Below are 16,943 nucleotides of genomic sequence, written 5' to 3'. Positions count from 1 at the left end.
AATGAGTAGACTAAATGATTTATCAGTAGATACAGTAAAGGGGATAGGACCTGAATCCGCTCTGCAGCTTAATAATCTTGGCATTTATACAGTTGCGGATTTGCTTGAATATTTTCCGTATCGCTATGAAGATTTTCGAATTAAAGATATCGTGGAAGCAGCCCATGATGAACGTCTAACGATTGAGGGTGTTATTCAATCAGCCCCAAATTTAACCTATTTCGGACGAAAAAAATCCCGCTTAAATGTTAAACTTTTAACGGGACGCCACATTATTACTGTTACATTCTTCAATCAACCCTATATGAAAAACAAATTAAAACTGAATGAAACGATAACGGTAACAGGGAAATGGGATAAAAACCGTTTAACCCTGACGGCATCTGAATATAAACTGGGTTCAGAGGCGAGGGAACAGGAATTTGAACCAGTTTATCATACAAAAGGTGATATCTCTGTCAAATCACTGCGCAAATGGATTAAAAATGCGTATCTTGCTCATAGAGAAGATCTTGTAGAAATTTTACCTGAACATTATCTTACCCAATATAAATTACCGGAAAGAGGTCTTGCTTTACGTTACTTGCATTTTCCTCAGAACGCCGCTGAAGTAAAGCATGCACACAGGAGATTTGTCTACGAGGAATTTTTATTGTTTCAAATTAAAATGCAGGCCCTTAGGAAAGTTAAAAGGGAAAATTCAAATGGACAGTCTCATATGTACGATAATACGAAATTGAAGAAGTTTATCGCTTCTTTACCATTTGAGCTGACAGATGCTCAAAAAAAGGTCGTAAATGAAATTGCGCAGGATTTACGGTCTCCTTATCGTATGAATCGACTGCTCCAGGGGGATGTTGGTTCTGGAAAAACGGTAGTGGCAGCAATCCTTCTTTATGCTGTAGTGACTGCCGGGTATCAAGGCGCCTTAATGGTACCGACTGAAATTTTGGCAGAGCAGCATGCCAATTCCCTGTTTGAACTTCTGCAGCCCTTTGGTGTAAATGTAGCTCTGCTAACATCGAGTGTGAAGGGAAAACGCCGGAGAGAAATGATGGAGATGCTTGAACAAGGTGAAATCGATATATTAATAGGAACACATGCTTTAATACAAAAGGATGTTAATTTCAAAAACCTCGGCCTTGTCATTACAGATGAACAACATCGGTTTGGTGTGGAGCAACGTCGTATATTGAGGGAAAAAGGGGAGAGTCCCGATGTATTATTCATGACCGCTACGCCTATTCCCAGAACTCTTGCGATAACGGTGTTTGGTGAAATGGATGTATCAATCATTGATCAAATGCCATCTGGAAGGAAAAAGATAGAAACGTATTGGGCCAAGCATAATATGTTAGACAGAATTCTGGCATTTATGAGCAAGGAATTGGACAATGGACGGCAGGCATATGTGATTTGTCCACTGATTGAGGAATCAGAAAAGCTGGATTTGCAAAATGTATTGGATGTTCATACGGCTATGACACAGTATTTTAGCCCGAAATATTCTGTTGGGCTTATGCATGGTAAGCTCCATTCAGATGAAAAGGATGAAATCATGCGCGGTTTCGGAAATAATGATATTCAAGTCCTCGTATCAACGACCGTCGTGGAAGTGGGGGTGAATGTGCCTAATGCGACTGTGATGGTGATTTATGATGCCGAAAGATTTGGTTTGTCGCAGCTTCATCAATTAAGAGGCCGTGTAGGACGGGGTGCAGAACAATCCTATTGTATCTTAATAGCAGACCCAAAAACAGAGGTGGGAATTGAACGGTTGAATGCAATGTGCGATACAACTGATGGTTTCGCATTGAGTGAGAAGGATTTAGAGTTAAGAGGACCAGGGGACTTTTTTGGCAGAAAGCAGAGTGGGGTACCTGAATTTAAGATAGCAGACATGGTGCATGACTACCGCGCGCTTGAAACGGCCAGGAAGGATGCTGAAGAATTAATTTCCGGAAATGAATTCTGGACTGACGAAAAGTATAAATATCTAAGAGATTATCTGGCTGGCTCTGGGGTTCTAGAGGGAGAGAAATTAGATTGATTAACAGATTGCATGATAACCCGAAAAATTCTTGCAATCTGGTTTTTTAAATTATATACTACTATTAGTACCTAGTCATAATACTTCGGAAGGTGAAGGTTTTTGAAAAGAAACAAGAAGGATAGACAAGCTATATTAAAGGATATGATACAGGATAATCCTTTTATTACCGATGAGGAATTGGCTGAACAATTAAAGGTTAGTATCCAAACGATTCGTCTGGATCGCCTCGAACTATCCATCCCGGAATTGAGAGAAAGAATAAAGTCTGTCGCCGAGAAAAGAATGACAGACGAGATTAAATCTTTACCTGTTGATGAAATAATCGGGGATATTATTGATCTTGATTTAGATAACAGTGCTATTTCCTTGTTGGATATAAAACCTGAACATGTATTTAAGAGAAATAAAATAGCCAGAGGGCATCATTTATTCGCACAAGCCAATTCATTGGCCGTTGCGGTAACTAATGAGGAACTGGCGTTAACAGCAAAAGCTGCCATCCACTTCACAAAATCTGTGTATGAAGGCGATCGTGTGATTGCCAAAGCCAAGGTTATTGAAGTGGATAACGATAAAGGAAGATCCCTGATTACTGTGCATAGCTATGTAGGTAAGGAGCTTGTATTTAAAGGGGAGTTTTCCATGTACCGAACGACTACAGAGAAAAAGGATGAACAAGAATGAAAATTGCATTAGATGCTATGGGTGGAGACCACGGACCAAAAGAGTCTGTGAAAGGCGCAGAAAAAGCGATTAAATCTTTCCCGGAACTAGAAATTATGCTTATTGGCGATGAAGCTGAAATTAAAAAGCATTTAACTTCAGATGAACGGATAACCATTATCCATACGAATGAGGTTATAACTGGTGATGATGAACCGGTAAGAGCCGTGCGAAGAAAGAAAAATGCCTCTATGGTACTTGCTGCTCAGTATGTAAAAGATGGACAGGCCGATGCGTGCATCTCAGCAGGAAATACGGGAGCTCTAATGGCCGCAGGTCTCTTTGTGGTTGGAAGAATTGATGGAATTGATCGACCTGCACTAAGCCCAACATTACCGACAATTGATGGAAAAGGATTTGTTCTGTTGGATGTGGGAGCCAATGCTGATGCGAAGCCGGAGCATCTTTACCAATATGGCTTGATGGGGTCTGTTTATGCTGAGAAGGTCCGCAATATTGAAAAACCGCGAGTTGGTTTATTGAATATTGGTACCGAGGATAAAAAAGGAAATGAGCTTACCAAGCAGGCATTTGCTTTATTGAAGGATGCTGACTTTAATTTTATCGGTAATGTGGAAGCTCGGGATTTGTTAAATGGAGTAGCTGATGTTGTCGTAACCGACGGGTTTACCGGAAACATGGTTTTAAAAACAACTGAAGGTACGGCTTCTGCTTTATTTAAAATGTTAAAAGAAGCGATGATGGTCGATCTAAAGAGCAAACTGGCCGCAGCTGTTTTAAAGCCAGGGTTTAAAGAACTGAAAAATAAGCTGGATTACTCTGAATACGGTGGTGCAGGTCTATTTGGATTAAAAGCTCCTGTCATAAAAGCACATGGTTCCTCAGATGCAAATGCATTCTATAATGCCATTCGTCAGGCGAAAATTATGGTAGAACATCATGTTGCAGAAACGATTCATGAGGCAATAAAATAAACGAAGAAAAGGGAACGAATGTAAGGGGACGAATAGTAAGGGGGATATGATGACTAAATTTGCTTTTATTTTTCCGGGTCAGGGCTCACAAACTGTAGGTATGGGAAAAGATGCTTACGACAATTATCAAAATGTGAAAAATCTCTTTTTAAAAGCAGATGAATGCTTGGCTGAAGAGTTCAGTAAGCTTATTTTCGAAGGACCGCAAGAGAAATTGACACGTACATACAATGCTCAGCCGAGTCTGTTAATTACAAGTTTAGCGCTTCTTAGCGTATTTCGTGAAATGTCTGATTTAAAACCTGATTATATGGCAGGTCACAGCCTGGGTGAATATACGGCTTATGCTGCAGCTGGGTCCATTCAATACGAGGATGCGGTAAAACTCGTACGAAATCGAGGCTTATATATGGAGCAGGCTGTTCCATCTGGGATAGGCACGATGAGTGCTATTCTTGGTATGGATGAGTCAAGTCTAGAAGAAGTAACGAAAACGATAACGAATCAAGGTGAACCTGTACAATTAGCAAACTTAAATTCCCCTGGCCAAATTATTATCTCTGGAACAATGGATGGGGTAAGATTGGCAGGAGAGCTTGCAAAGGAAAAAGGAGCAAAGAGAGTGCTTCCCCTGGAAGTCAGCGGTCCTTTTCACTCTTCGTTGATGAAACCCGCAGCGAGTAAGCTTGCGGATACACTCAATACAATAGAAATTAGGACTCCTGATTATCCAATCATATCGAACTATACGGGAACCCTAGCTGGAACAGGTGATGAAATAAAAGACAGTCTGGTCAAACAGCTGTATTCTCCAGTGAAATGGCAGCAATCTGTTGAGTATATGATTCATGAAGGTGTGACAACCTTTATCGAATTTGGTCCTGGAACTGTTCTTTCAGGCCTAGTTAAGAAAATCAACCGCGGTGTTAAAGTATACTCAGTCAAAGATATTGAATCATGTAAAAATGTGGTCAGTTCACTTGATGCGGAGGTTAAAGCAAATGGGTAAATTGGATGGGAAAATTGCGCTTGTGACGGGCGCATCTAGAGGAATCGGTCGTGCCATTGCTATTGCTCTGGCAAAAGAAGGGGCTTCAGTTGCTGTTAATTATGCCGGGAACAGCGAAAAAGCTGAAAATGTTGTTAAAGAAATAACGGAGATTGGCAGAGAAGCAATATCCATCCAGGGGGATGTGACAAATGCTGAGTCTGTTACTGATATGGTGAAAATTGTAACTGAAAAATTTGGCAAGATTGATATTTTGATAAATAATGCAGGAATCACACGTGACAATTTGTTGATCCGTATGAAGGAAGATGATTGGGATTCTGTCATCAATACAAACTTAAAAGGTGTTTTCCTTTGTACAAAAGCTGTATCCAGGCAAATGATGAAGCAAAGGCAGGGACGGATTATTAATATTTCGTCTGTGGTGGGTGTGAGCGGAAATGCCGGTCAGGCCAATTATGTAGCTGCTAAATCAGGAGTCATAGGGTTAACCAAAACATCGGCTAAAGAATTGGCAACACGTGGGATTACTGTAAATGCGATTGCCCCTGGATTTATTGAAACAGATATGACCAATGCATTAACGGAGAATGTTGGAGAGCAAATGTTGAAGCAAATACCATTGGGCCGATTTGGTAAGCCGGAGGACGTGGCTAAAACAGCTGTTTTCCTGGCTGCGGAAGATTCCGGATATATTACTGGCCAAACGATTCATGTCGATGGCGGAATGGTTATGTAATAACTCAAAGATTGAATATGTCGATTAACCCTTGTACAATATACTAGATGCAATCTTGAAGGGAGGTGAAGTTGTGTCAGACGTATTAGAGAAAGTATCTAAAATAATCGTAGATCGCCTTGGTGTAGATGAATCCGAAGTAACACTTGAAGCTTCTTTTAAAGATGATCTTGGTGCTGATTCCCTTGATGTTGTGGAATTGGTTATGGAACTTGAAGATGAATTCGGTATGGAAATTTCAGATGATGATGCTGAAAAAATTTCAACAGTTGGCGATGCTGTGAACTACATAAAAAGCCAAAACTAATTAGTTCTTATGAAAAGCTCCGTATAAATACGGGGCTTTTCATGCTATTATAATAAAAGTCTGTATATATCAAAGAATTTCGTTATCAATTTGTACCTTTTCCAATTCTTTGGATTTATATATACTAAAATGTGAGAAACTTTTTAGTCAGATTTAGCAGGGGGTCAATATGCAGAAGAGTAAAAGAAAGATAAACAATGATGCAGATTTTATCGCATTTCAGGATCGGCTTGGTGTTTCATTTGAAAACATCAATTTATTAAAACAAGCATTTACACATTCATCCTATGTGAATGAGCATCGTCGCAAGCCATATGAAGATAACGAACGATTGGAATTTTTGGGGGATGCGGTATTGGAATTGACTGTATCACAATTTTTATACAAAAAATTCAATACGATGAGTGAAGGAGAATTAACAAAGCTTAGAGCTGCTATCGTTTGTGAGCCTTCACTTGTTAAGTTTGCCACTGAATATTCCTTTGGTCCTTTAATATTACTTGGAAAAGGGGAAGAAATGACTGGAGGAAGGGAACGTCCGGCTCTTCTGGCAGATGTCTTTGAGGCTTTTATCGGGGCATTATATTTAGACCAGGGGTTAGATGTCGTAATTGAGTTCCTCAAAAAATCAGTCTATCCAAAAATAGATAACGGTGCTTTTTCTCATGTGATGGATTTTAAGAGCCAGTTACAGGAATTGGTTCAGAAAGACGGAATTGGTACATTGGAATACAAAATTCTTAATGAAAAAGGTCCTGCACACAACAGAGAATTTATCGCCAGAGTATCCTTGAATGGGAAGGAATTTGGAGCAGGTAAGGGCAAATCGAAAAAAGAAGCAGAACAACATGCTGCGCAGCAAGCATTGATGCACTTGCAGAAAAGCAGTAAATAAATGATTAAAAGGCAGTTGGGTACCATGTCAGAAGATAAACAATTGTTTTTGAAACGATTGGATATAGTAGGTTTCAAATCTTTTGCTGAACGCATTTCCGTTGAATTTGTTTCGGGTGTAACTGCTGTAGTAGGTCCGAATGGAAGCGGGAAAAGCAATATCACAGATTCAATCCGTTGGGTGTTGGGTGAACAATCTGCAAAATCGTTGAGGGGCTCCAAAATGGAGGATATTATTTTTGCTGGAAGTGACTCCAGAAAGGCTCTTAACTTTGCAGAGGTTACACTTACATTAAATAATGAAAGTCAGTTCCTTCCGATTGATTTCCATGAAGTTAGTGTCACAAGAAGGGTGACCCGTTCTGGTGACAGTGACTTTTTCATTAATAAAAAACCATGTCGTTTGAAAGACATCGTTGATTTATTCATGGATTCAGGACTTGGGAAGGAAGCTTTTTCAATTATAAGCCAAGGGAAAGTAGAAGAGATTTTAAGCAGTAAAGCGGAGGAACGCCGCACTATATTTGAAGAAGCAGCTGGTGTATTAAAATATAAAACAAGGAAGAAGAAAGCGGAGGTTAAGCTTGAGGAAACAAGGGCTAACCTGAACCGTGTTCATGATATTTTACATGAACTGGAGGGACAGGTGGAGCCACTCAAGATACAGGCATCCATTGCCCGCGATTATCTTCAGCAAAAAGAGGAACTTGAGGAATTTGAAGCTGCCTTGCTTGTATATGAAATTGAAGTCCTTCACGAAAAATGGACTTCATTATCAAAGCAGCTTGAAGAGCATCAAATAAAGGATTCTGAATTCAGTTTATTAATTCAGAAAAAGGAATCCGCAGTAGAAGCGACTCGCTTGCAGTTGACTGAGCTAGATAATCGTATTCAGTCTTTACAGTCTACTTTGTTATCTGTCAGTGAAGAACTTGAAAAGGTAGAAGGCCGTAAACAAGTTTTAATTGAAAGAATGAAGAATGCAAGCCAAAACAAGCAGCATCTTGAAAAAAGTCTGCAAAACTGGCGAGATAAATTGATTCAGGTCTCACGTATCCGAGATGAAAAAGTGGGTACATTGCATCTTCTTCAGGCAGAAACGAAAAACTTTAAACAAAAATTACAGGAAAAACAAAATTTGCTTAGTAACTTTGCGGGAGACCTGGAAGCTAAAATTGATGCTCTGAAAAGTGAGTATATTGAACAGTTAAACCAACAGGCTGCGGCGAAACATGAGCTGACCTATTTAGAACAGCAATTAAGCCAACAGCAAAGTAAGCATGCAAAATTAAATCTTGATAATGGGAAATTATTGTCTTCTAGGGAACAGGTGACGGCTCGCTTGAAAGAAACGGAAATCCGACTCCATGCCGTTCAGCAGGATCTAGAGAATCAAATTTATCGTTATCGTGAATTACAGCATTCGCATGAAAATTTAAAAACCCAATATGAAAAACAGGAAAAAACTCTTTATCAGGCATATCAATATTTGCAAAAAGCAAAATCAAGAAAAGAAATGCTTGAAGAAATGGAAGAGGATTACTCCGGATTTTTCCAGGGTGTAAAAGAAATTCTTAAAGAAAAGAATAAAAACTTACATGGAATTGAAGGCGCTATTGCTGAATTACTTAATGTGCCGAAGGATTATGCGGTTGCCATTGAGACTGCTCTGGGTGGAGCCCTGCAAAATATTGTGGTGGAAGAAGAACATCATGCACGTACAGCGATTGCTTTCTTAAAACGCAATCGACTTGGAAGAGCTACGTTCTTGCCTTTATCCACAATAAAAGGTAAGTCTGTCCTATCTCAGGTTTTACAGACTGCTGGGTCTCATCAGGCTTTTATTGGGCTTGCTTCTAATCTTGTTCAGTATGATGAGAAGTATAAAGAAGTCATGACAAGTCTTTTGGGAAATGTTTTTATTGTTCAGGATTTGGTCGGAGCTAATGAAATCGCAAAGCTTACAGGATATCGATATAGAATTGTTACCCTGGAAGGGGATATTGTCAGTCCAGGTGGAGCAATGACAGGTGGAGCGAACAGACAGTCGGGTTCATCTATTCTTTCACGTAAGGGAGAAAAAGAGGAGCTTGTTGAAAAAATCGCCCAAATGGACGAGCAGACAGCCAAGCTGGAAGCTCATGTAAAGAAAATAAAAGCAGATTTGGCTGATTCTGAGAAACAAGTCACCCGTCTTCGTGAAGCTGGTGAAACGCTTCGTTTGAATGAAGAATCTATTAAAGGGCAAATAAGAGAGCTGCAGCTTGAAGAACGCAATGTCAATGAACGATTAACGATTTATGATATGGAAAAATCGTCACTTGATGAAGAACGCCATATGAAAGAAAGTCGTATAAAGGAATTGGTAAACAGTCTCTCCTCCTATGAACAATCCATTAAACAAATGGATGCTGATATTAGCAGGTATACCGAGCAAAAGCAGATGGATCAATCGAGCAAGGATTCCCTCGTAGAGGAATTGAATGAATTAAAGATTCAATTAGCATCAAAAACCGAACAGCTTCAGCATCAGCAAAATGAAGTAGAGCGGTTGACATCAGAATTAAATGAGGTAAAACAAAACATTCGTGATAATGAAGAAGACCTTTCCCTGTTAAATGGTGAAATGTCATCAAGCTCCACAGGTGAAACTAATCTGGAACAAACTGCAGCAGAGAAGCTGGAACAAAAGGAACAAGCGGTTCGTGAAATTGAAGCTTCACGAGCAAAGCGACAGGAACTATTAGAGCTTGTTGAAGAAAATGAAATGGAACTAAAAGAGTGGAAACGCCAGCATAGAGGACTATCAGAAACATTAAAAGATGAAGAGATTAAACTCAATCGTTTAGATGTGGAAATGGACACCCGTTTGGATACGCTTCGGGAGGAATATGCACTTACCTTTGAGGCAGCTAAAGAACAATATCCACTTACGGTTGAACCTGAAGAAGCAAAACGGAAAGTGAAATTAATTAAGCTTTCTATCGAAGAGCTTGGTACAGTGAATATTGGAGCGATTGAAGAATATGATCGCGTTTCAGAGCGATATGAATTTTTAACAGCTCAAAGAGATGATTTGCAGGAAGCAAAAGATACATTGTTTGATGTGATTGATGAAATGGATGAAGAAATGAAGCGCCGTTTCGAGATTACCTTCAATGCAATTAAGAAAGAATTCAATTTGGTGTTCCCTTCACTGTTTGGCGGAGGTCGAGCAGAGCTCAAGTTGACAGATCCAGAGGACATACTAAATACCGGTGTGGATATCATTGCGCAGCCTCCTGGTAAAAAGCTGCAAAATCTCAGTTTATTATCAGGTGGGGAACGTGCGCTAACAGCCATCGCTCTTTTGTTCGCTATTTTACGCGTAAGACCGGTTCCGTTTTGTATATTGGATGAAGTGGAAGCGGCGCTTGATGAAGCGAACGTGTACCGTTTCAGCCAATACTTAAAGCAATTTAGTAAAGAAACGCAATTTATCGTAATCACGCACCGCAAGGGAACAATGGAAGAAGCGGACGTCCTGTATGGTGTTACCATGCAGGAATCAGGAGTTTCGAAGCTTGTTTCTGTCCGGTTAGAGGAATCAAAGGAATTAATTGAATCAACTTAAAGGTGGTAAATACATGAGTTTTTTTAAGAAGCTAAAAGAAAAATTTAGTGAACAAACAACTAGTACATCTGAAAAGTTTAAACAGGGATTGACTAAAACAAGAAATTCATTTTCCGAAAAGGTCAATGATTTAGTTGCCCGCTACAGAGAAGTGGATGAAGACTTTTTTGAAGAGCTTGAAGATGTCATGATTCAGGCGGATATCGGTGTTGAAACCGTAATGGAATTGATTGATAAGCTGAAATTTGAAGTGAAACGCCGCAATATAAAAGATACAAAAGATGTACGAAGCGTTATTTCTGAGAAGCTTGTTGAAATTTATCAGGCTGGTGAGGAGAAATCCAATGCTGTAAACATCCAGAACGATCAACTGACAGTTATCTTGTTTGTTGGTGTGAATGGTGTCGGTAAAACGACAACGATTGGAAAACTTGCTCATAAATATAAGAGTGAGGGTAAAAAGGTCCTTTTGGCAGCAGGAGATACTTTCCGTGCCGGTGCGATTGAACAATTAGAAGTATGGGGCCACCGGGTTGGTGTAGAGGTCATTAAGCAGGGAGCAGGTTCAGATCCGGCTGCTGTTATGTTTGATGCTGTACAGGCTGCTAAATCACGTAAAGCGGATATCCTTCTATGTGACACAGCGGGAAGACTTCAAAATAAGGTTAACCTTATGAAAGAGCTTGAAAAGGTTAAGAAGGTTATTGAACGGGAAGTACCGGGTGCACCGCATGAAGTGTTGTTGGTTCTCGATGCCACCACTGGACAGAATGCGTTAATTCAAACCAAAACATTTAAGGAAGCAACTGATGTTTCCGGGATTGTATTAACAAAGCTAGATGGAACAGCGAAAGGCGGAATTGTCATCGCCATTCGAAATGAGCTCGGCATTCCAGTTAAATTCGCTGGCCTGGGTGAGCAAATGGATGATTTACAGGAATTCGATGCAGAACAATTTGTATATGGATTATTTGCCGAGTTAGTAGATGAAGCAGAAGAGTAAACAATTATTTTGAAGGGAAGAGCCAGTGTTTATACGGGCTCTTTTCTCTTTTACGGAGCCTATGTCGTAATTTTAGAGGATTTTTAGACAGGGATAATCATTCGGGAAAAGGCAGTTGGTTCGAAAGGAGCAAGGATAGAAGAGATTTGACCATTGGTGTCACCTTGGATTAATCTATCTTTTTAAATAAAAACTGCGCTCTTTTGCATGTGTTTTTAAAACTGAAATATGACAGTAAAGCATTGGTAATACAAGCCTTGCCTCTTCAGGAAAGGGTTCTTGACATTCTTTGATTTTCCGATTAAACTTGTATATTGTAAAGGTATTTCACTTAACAGAGTTGGAGGGTCAGTAATGCTCGAGAAAACAATGCGGATGAATTACCTATATGACTTCTATCAATCATTGCTGACACCAAAGCAAAAAAGTTATATGTCTCTTTATTATCTGGACGATTATTCCCTGGGTGAAATTGCCGATGAATATGAGGTGAGCCGCCAGGCCGTTTATGATAATATTAAGCGAACAGAAGCGATGCTTGAAGAATACGAGGCTAAGCTTTTACTGTTTTATAAATCACAGGAACGCAGCCTTTTGCTCAATAAGTTAGGAAGTTTAACAGAACAGATGAATGAAAATGATGTTAAAGAACAACTGATTGAGATTATAGCATCTCTTGAAAAGTTAGATTAGGAGGCGGCATAATGGCATTTGAAGGTTTAGCCGACCGACTGCAGGGCACTTTGCAAAGAATCCGAGGCAAGGGTAAAGTGACGGAAGCTGATGTAAAAGAAATGATGAGAGAAGTAAAGCTCGCACTTCTTGAAGCAGACGTTAACTTTAAAGTAGTTAAGGATTTTATCAAACGTGTCAATGAAAGGGCTATTGGTCAAGAAGTTTTAAAGAGCTTGACACCTGGTCAACAGGTAATCAAGGTCGTTAAGGAAGAATTGACGGAATTAATGGGTGGCGAACAAAGCAAGATTGCTGTTTCAAATCGTCCTCCAACTGTTATCCTTATGGTTGGTTTACAGGGTGCCGGTAAAACAACAACCACAGGTAAACTGGCTAATCTGCTCCGCAAGAAATATAATCGTAAACCAATGCTAGTTGCAGCCGATATTTATCGTCCCGCAGCAATTAAGCAGCTTGAAACTTTAGGCGGTCAGCTCTCTATGCCTGTCTTTTCTTTGGGAGATCAAGTGAGTCCTGTAGAAATTGCCAAGCAAGGGGTTGCCAAAGCTAAAGAAGAGCATTGCGATTATGTTTTAGTCGATACAGCAGGGCGTTTGCATATTGATGAAAATCTGATGGGCGAATTGGCTGAAATTAAAGAAGCTGTAAAACCAGATGAGATTTTCTTAGTTGTAGATGCCATGACAGGACAGGATGCGGTCACTGTAGCTAAAAGCTTTAACGACCAACTCGAAATCACCGGTGTTATTTTAACCAAATTGGATGGAGATACACGTGGTGGTGCAGCATTATCAATTCGTTCAGTAGCTGAAAAACCGATTAAGTTTGTCGGTATGGGTGAAAAGATGGATGCATTAGAGCCATTCCACCCGGAACGAATGGCTTCAAGGATTCTAGGGATGGGCGATGTTCTCACGCTGATTGAGAAGGCCCAAACTGATGTTGATGAGGAGAAAGCACGCGAACTCGAGAAGAAGATGCGTACAAACTCTTTCACATTTGATGATTTCCTCGAACAGCTAGCACAGGTCAAAAAAATGGGACCGCTGGATGACATTTTAAAAATGCTTCCAGGTGCAAACAAAATTAAAGGGATGAACAATCTTTCCATTGATGATAAGCAAATTGCTCATGTTGAGGCAATCATTCAATCAATGACGAAGAAAGAGAAGGATCAGCCTGAAATTATTAATGCCAGCAGACGTAAACGGATTGCTAAAGGAAGCGGAAGACCGATTCAGGAAGTAAACCGACTTCTAAAGCAATTTGAAGACATGAAGAAGTTGATGAAGCAAATGACTGGCATGCAGCAAAAAGGTAAGAAAAAAGGCGGCTTTAAGCTACCTTTTATGTAAAAAAATATGGGTGTTAAGAAAAAACACTTTACAAGGGTATATTGATTTGGTAATATACTATCTTGTGTGATACTATTCGGAGGTGCAAGTATAAAATGGCAGTAAAAATTCGTTTAAAACGTATGGGAGCTAAAAAGACTCCTTTCTATCGTATTGTAGTAGCAGATTCTCGTTCTCCTCGTGACGGTCGTTTCATTGAGACAGTTGGAACTTACAACCCAGTTGCAAACCCAGCTGAAGTGAAAATTGACGAGGAACTTACTTTACAATGGCTTCAAAATGGTGCTAAACCATCTGACACAGTTCGTAACTTGTTGTCAAAAGAAGGCATCATGGAAAAATTCCACAACGCGAAGCAAAGCAAGTAATATAAAGGTCCGTTATGATAGAATTGATTGAAACAATCGTAAAGCCTCTTGTCGATCATCCGGATGACGTGACCGTAGCAATGGATGAACAAGCCAATAAGATTGTCTTTACCCTGTCGGTCAATAAGAAAGACATGGGGAAGGTAATCGGCAAACAGGGGCGTGTAGCTAAAGCTATTCGAACAGTAGTGTATACTGCTGCATCCAAGAATGACAAAAAAGTCTATCTGGAAATACGCGATTGAAAAAAGGAGGGAGCAATCCCTCCTTTTTCTTATATATTCATGCATACTCACTAAGGGCTGAGCAAGAGGGCAAGGAGATGAGGTAACGAAGATGTTGCCACAGGATGTGGCGTTTTTAGTCTTCGTTCCTTGAATTAGGCCCTTCAGCTTTTGGTTGTCATCCAGCTTCATGAGCTAGGAGTTCGGGACATAAGCATAGCCTCTACAGGAGGGCAACAGGATGTTGGACACAAAGACGTTGCGACACGATGTGGCGTTCTTAGTCTTTGTACCTTATCCCCCCTTCTGAGCCTCTGTCTTATGCTCCTCACTCCTGGGTGAGCTCTTTCAGCTTTTGGTTGTCATCTAGCTTCGACGGCTAGAAGCTCAGGACATAAGCATGGTCTCTTCGGGAGGGGAGAGCGCCTCCCTCCGAACCCCTGTCTTATGCTCCTCGCTTCTGGACGAGCCGTCTCAGCTTTTGGTTGTCATCTAGCTTCGGCTCCTAGACCCTCGAGACATAAGTGTAGCCACTGCGGGAGGAAAGGACGCCTCCCTACGTGCCTCCTCTTATGCTTGTCGGGTCTGAACAGTCGCATCAGCTTTTGGTTGTCATTTATTGTGGTTCGGGATAGTATTAAGTTATGAATTATGAGGGTTTTGGGTTGGTTAAAGTGTGAAGTGTATAATCCATACATAGTACCGTTATTTGAAAGTAGCTATAATGATGATGAGTTGATAAGTTTCAGGATTTCTTCAGTACCGTAATACAATTGGTGGATTGGTATGTATGAAAGAGGTGCCATAATGAAAATACTTCAAAATGTTATAGTGAAACAGGTATTAACTGAGAAGAGTAAAATACAGCTGTTGGAGCAGTTTGAATATAAAAAAAGCGTTTTGAATAAAGAATGTGATCAATTGCGCTTTGAATTAAAGAAGCTGGAAAAAACAAAGAAATTCCAACCCGCAAGCTTAAAAACGCATTTTGAGAAAGAAATCGATATGCGTAAGGAAAAAGTGAAGCTGCTGGACTTTCAAATTCAACAGCTTGATATTCTCCCCTATGGGAGTGAATTAAAGGAACGAGAAGTTCAGGCAATAATTGATGTTGAAGTCGGGCAAAATTGGGAAGAAGTTGTACAAACTAAAACCATCATTATTAAAGATGGAATCATTGATGAATTTAAATAGAGGTGAACAGAAAGAAATGCAAAAATGGTTTAAAGTTGGCAAAATTGTTAATACCCACGGAATAAAAGGCGAGGTCAGGGTTATTTCAAGCACTGATTTCCCGGAAGAACGATATAAAAATGGGAGCACTTTATATATCTTTAAAAAGAGCTCAAATGAGCCTGTTGAAGTCACTGTTCAATCTTCAAGACAACACAAAAACTTTTATTTATTGACGTTTGAAGGGCATGGCACGATAGAATCAGTGGAGTCTTATAAAGAAGGCGTATTAAAGATATCAGAGGAACAAATGGGCAGCCTTGATGAAGGGGAATATTATTACCATGAAATCATCGGATGCACAGTACGTACAGCAGATGGTGCCGAATTGGGTGTGGTAAAAGAAATCCTTTCACCTGGAGCAAATGATGTATGGGTCATCAGCGGGAAAAACGGTAAAGAAGTATTGATTCCTTATATTGATGATGTTGTTAAAGAAATTGATGTAGATGCAAAAATGATCTCGATTGATCCGATGGAAGGACTGCTTGATTAATGAGAATCGATATCCTAACCTTATTTCCTGAAATGTTCAGCGGAGTGTTTGGATCCTCCATCCTTAAGAAGGCTGCTGAAAAACAGGCAGTTGAATACCATACCCATAATTTCCGGGAGTATTCAGATAACAAGCATCAATCTGTCGATGATTACCCATATGGCGGTGGGGCAGGAATGGTACTGAAACCTCAGCCGATTTTTGATTGCTTGGAGCAAATCACTCCAAAAGAGCAGAAGAAAAAGCCTCGGGTCATCCTTTTATGTCCACAGGGGGAACGCTATAACCAAGCTAAAGCAGAGGAACTGGCAAAGGAAGATCAGCTTATTTTCGTGTGCGGGCATTACGAAGGGTATGACGAAAGGATACGCGAACATGCGGTAACAGACGAAATATCAATTGGTGATTTCGTATTAACGGGTGGAGAGCTTGGAGCAATGGTGATCATCGATAGTGTAGTGCGGCTATTGCCAGGGGTGCTGGGGAATGAGGATTCACCTGTACTGGATTCATTTAGTTCAGGTCTTTTGGAACACCCTCATTATACGCGTCCGGCTGATTTTCGCGGGATGAAGGTCCCGGATGTTCTCATTTCGGGAAACCATAAATATATTGAGGAATGGAGAAAGAAAGAATCTTTGCGCAGAACCTGGCAAAGGCGTCCGGATTTATTGAATCATTATGATCTGACCAAAGAAGAAAAAAAATGGCTCGAAGAAATAAAAAATGAAGATAGATAGTTGCGCTTTAGGTGTTTTATATGATAAGATACATTTTGTGAGTTAGGCTGTAAAGCCTTGCTTTTATAACAATGTTCCGCTGTCATTATCTCGAGAAGGGGTGGCAAGAGCATTGGGTGGAAGGAGTTGAATACGATGCATAAATTAATCGAAGAAATCACGAAGGATCAATTAAGAACTGATCTTCCTACTTTCCGTTCCGGTGATACTGTAAGAGTACACGTTAAGGTTGTTGAGGGAACTCGTGAACGTATTCAGGTATACGAAGGCGTAGTAATCAAGCGTCGTGGAGGCGGAATCAGTGAAACTTTCACAGTCCGCAAAATTTCCTATGGTGTAGGTGTTGAACGTGCATTCCCATTGCACACACCACGTATCGCTAAATTGGAAGTTATCCGTCGCGGTAAAGTACGTCGTGCTAAGCTTTATTACTTGCGTAACCTACGCGGTAAAGCAGCACGTATTAAAGAAATCCGATAATTACGTGTTTAACGTGAGTGGATACAAGGAGCTTGTGCTGACACAAGCTCCTTTTTCACATTAAACATCAAATTA

17 protein-coding genes are annotated in these 16,943 nt (G+C 40.2%); all 17 read left to right on the top strand.

Annotated features, from left to right (window positions below; all coding sequences use genetic code 11):
- Nucleotide 1 precedes the first annotated feature (1 nt).
- Nucleotides 2-2,050 carry an ATP-dependent DNA helicase RecG gene (recG, locus tag FHY45_RS01910; RefSeq protein WP_139891266.1) on the top strand — a complete coding sequence of 683 codons (2,049 nt, stop codon included), beginning with the start codon at nt 2-4 and terminating at the stop codon, nt 2,048-2,050.
- A 102-nt stretch (nt 2,051-2,152) separates the two neighbouring features.
- Complete coding sequence (fapR, locus tag FHY45_RS01905) at nt 2,153-2,737, top strand: transcription factor FapR (protein ID WP_066100552.1); 585 nt, start codon at nt 2,153-2,155, stop codon at nt 2,735-2,737.
- Nucleotides 2,734-3,711 carry a phosphate acyltransferase PlsX gene (gene plsX, locus FHY45_RS01900; RefSeq protein WP_139891265.1) on the top strand — a complete coding sequence of 326 codons (978 nt, stop codon included), beginning with the start codon at nt 2,734-2,736 and terminating at the stop codon, nt 3,709-3,711. Before fapR ends, plsX begins: the two co-directional genes overlap by 4 nt.
- Before the next feature lie 49 nt (nt 3,712-3,760).
- Nucleotides 3,761-4,720 (top strand): ACP S-malonyltransferase, encoded by a 960-nt coding sequence (fabD, locus tag FHY45_RS01895; RefSeq protein WP_139891561.1) that lies wholly within the window; start codon nt 3,761-3,763, stop codon nt 4,718-4,720.
- Nucleotides 4,713-5,459, top strand: a complete 747-nt coding sequence (fabG, locus tag FHY45_RS01890) for a 3-oxoacyl-[acyl-carrier-protein] reductase (RefSeq protein ID WP_066100536.1) — start codon at nt 4,713-4,715, stop codon at nt 5,457-5,459. Before fabD ends, fabG begins: the two co-directional genes overlap by 8 nt.
- Before the next feature lie 73 nt (nt 5,460-5,532).
- Entirely contained in the window at nt 5,533-5,766 is a 234-nt protein-coding gene (locus FHY45_RS01885) for an acyl carrier protein (RefSeq protein WP_066100531.1), read from the top strand.
- 169 nt (nt 5,767-5,935) lie between these two features.
- Nucleotides 5,936-6,661, top strand: coding sequence for a ribonuclease III (gene rnc / locus FHY45_RS01880; RefSeq protein ID WP_066100529.1), 726 nt, complete (start codon nt 5,936-5,938; stop codon nt 6,659-6,661).
- Nucleotides 6,662-6,703: 42 nt separating this feature from the next.
- Complete coding sequence (smc, locus tag FHY45_RS01875) at nt 6,704-10,273, top strand: chromosome segregation protein SMC (RefSeq protein WP_139891560.1); 3,570 nt, start codon at nt 6,704-6,706, stop codon at nt 10,271-10,273.
- A gap of 13 nt (nt 10,274-10,286) precedes the next feature.
- On the top strand, nt 10,287-11,276 hold the full coding sequence (gene ftsY / locus FHY45_RS01870) for a signal recognition particle-docking protein FtsY (RefSeq protein WP_139891264.1): 990 nt from the start codon (nt 10,287-10,289) through the stop codon (nt 11,274-11,276).
- 354 nt (nt 11,277-11,630) lie between these two features.
- The gene (locus tag FHY45_RS01865; protein WP_066100523.1) at nt 11,631-11,969 is read left to right on the top strand and encodes a putative DNA-binding protein; all 339 of its coding nucleotides are present in this window, start codon (nt 11,631-11,633) and stop codon (nt 11,967-11,969) included.
- Between the two features lie 11 nt (nt 11,970-11,980).
- On the top strand, nt 11,981-13,327 hold the full coding sequence (gene ffh / locus FHY45_RS01860) for a signal recognition particle protein (RefSeq protein ID WP_139891263.1): 1,347 nt from the start codon (nt 11,981-11,983) through the stop codon (nt 13,325-13,327).
- Between the two features lie 95 nt (nt 13,328-13,422).
- A complete protein-coding gene (rpsP, locus tag FHY45_RS01855) occupies nt 13,423-13,695 on the top strand; it encodes a 30S ribosomal protein S16 (protein WP_066100518.1) in 273 nt (90 codons plus the stop codon).
- A gap of 14 nt (nt 13,696-13,709) precedes the next feature.
- On the top strand, nt 13,710-13,940 hold the full coding sequence (locus FHY45_RS01850) for a KH domain-containing protein (protein ID WP_066100515.1): 231 nt from the start codon (nt 13,710-13,712) through the stop codon (nt 13,938-13,940).
- A gap of 786 nt (nt 13,941-14,726) precedes the next feature.
- On the top strand, nt 14,727-15,113 hold the full coding sequence (locus FHY45_RS01845; protein WP_066102285.1) for a YlqD family protein: 387 nt from the start codon (nt 14,727-14,729) through the stop codon (nt 15,111-15,113).
- Between the two features lie 16 nt (nt 15,114-15,129).
- Nucleotides 15,130-15,648: a ribosome maturation factor RimM gene (gene rimM, locus FHY45_RS01840; RefSeq protein ID WP_139891559.1), complete on the top strand. Its 519-nt coding sequence runs from the start codon at nt 15,130-15,132 to the stop codon at nt 15,646-15,648.
- Nucleotides 15,648-16,388: a tRNA (guanosine(37)-N1)-methyltransferase TrmD gene (gene trmD / locus FHY45_RS01835; RefSeq protein ID WP_066100512.1), complete on the top strand. Its 741-nt coding sequence runs from the start codon at nt 15,648-15,650 to the stop codon at nt 16,386-16,388. The genes rimM and trmD overlap by 1 nt, the downstream gene beginning before the upstream one ends.
- Before the next feature lie 135 nt (nt 16,389-16,523).
- Nucleotides 16,524-16,868 (top strand): 50S ribosomal protein L19, encoded by a 345-nt coding sequence (gene rplS / locus FHY45_RS01830; RefSeq protein ID WP_066100509.1) that lies wholly within the window; start codon nt 16,524-16,526, stop codon nt 16,866-16,868.
- Nucleotides 16,869-16,943: the final 75 nt, after the last annotated feature.

This window comes from Bacillus sp. D386 (assembly GCF_006346415.1).
Note: the sequence above shows the minus strand (reverse complement) of the source record. Positions and strands in the feature narration are given on the sequence as shown.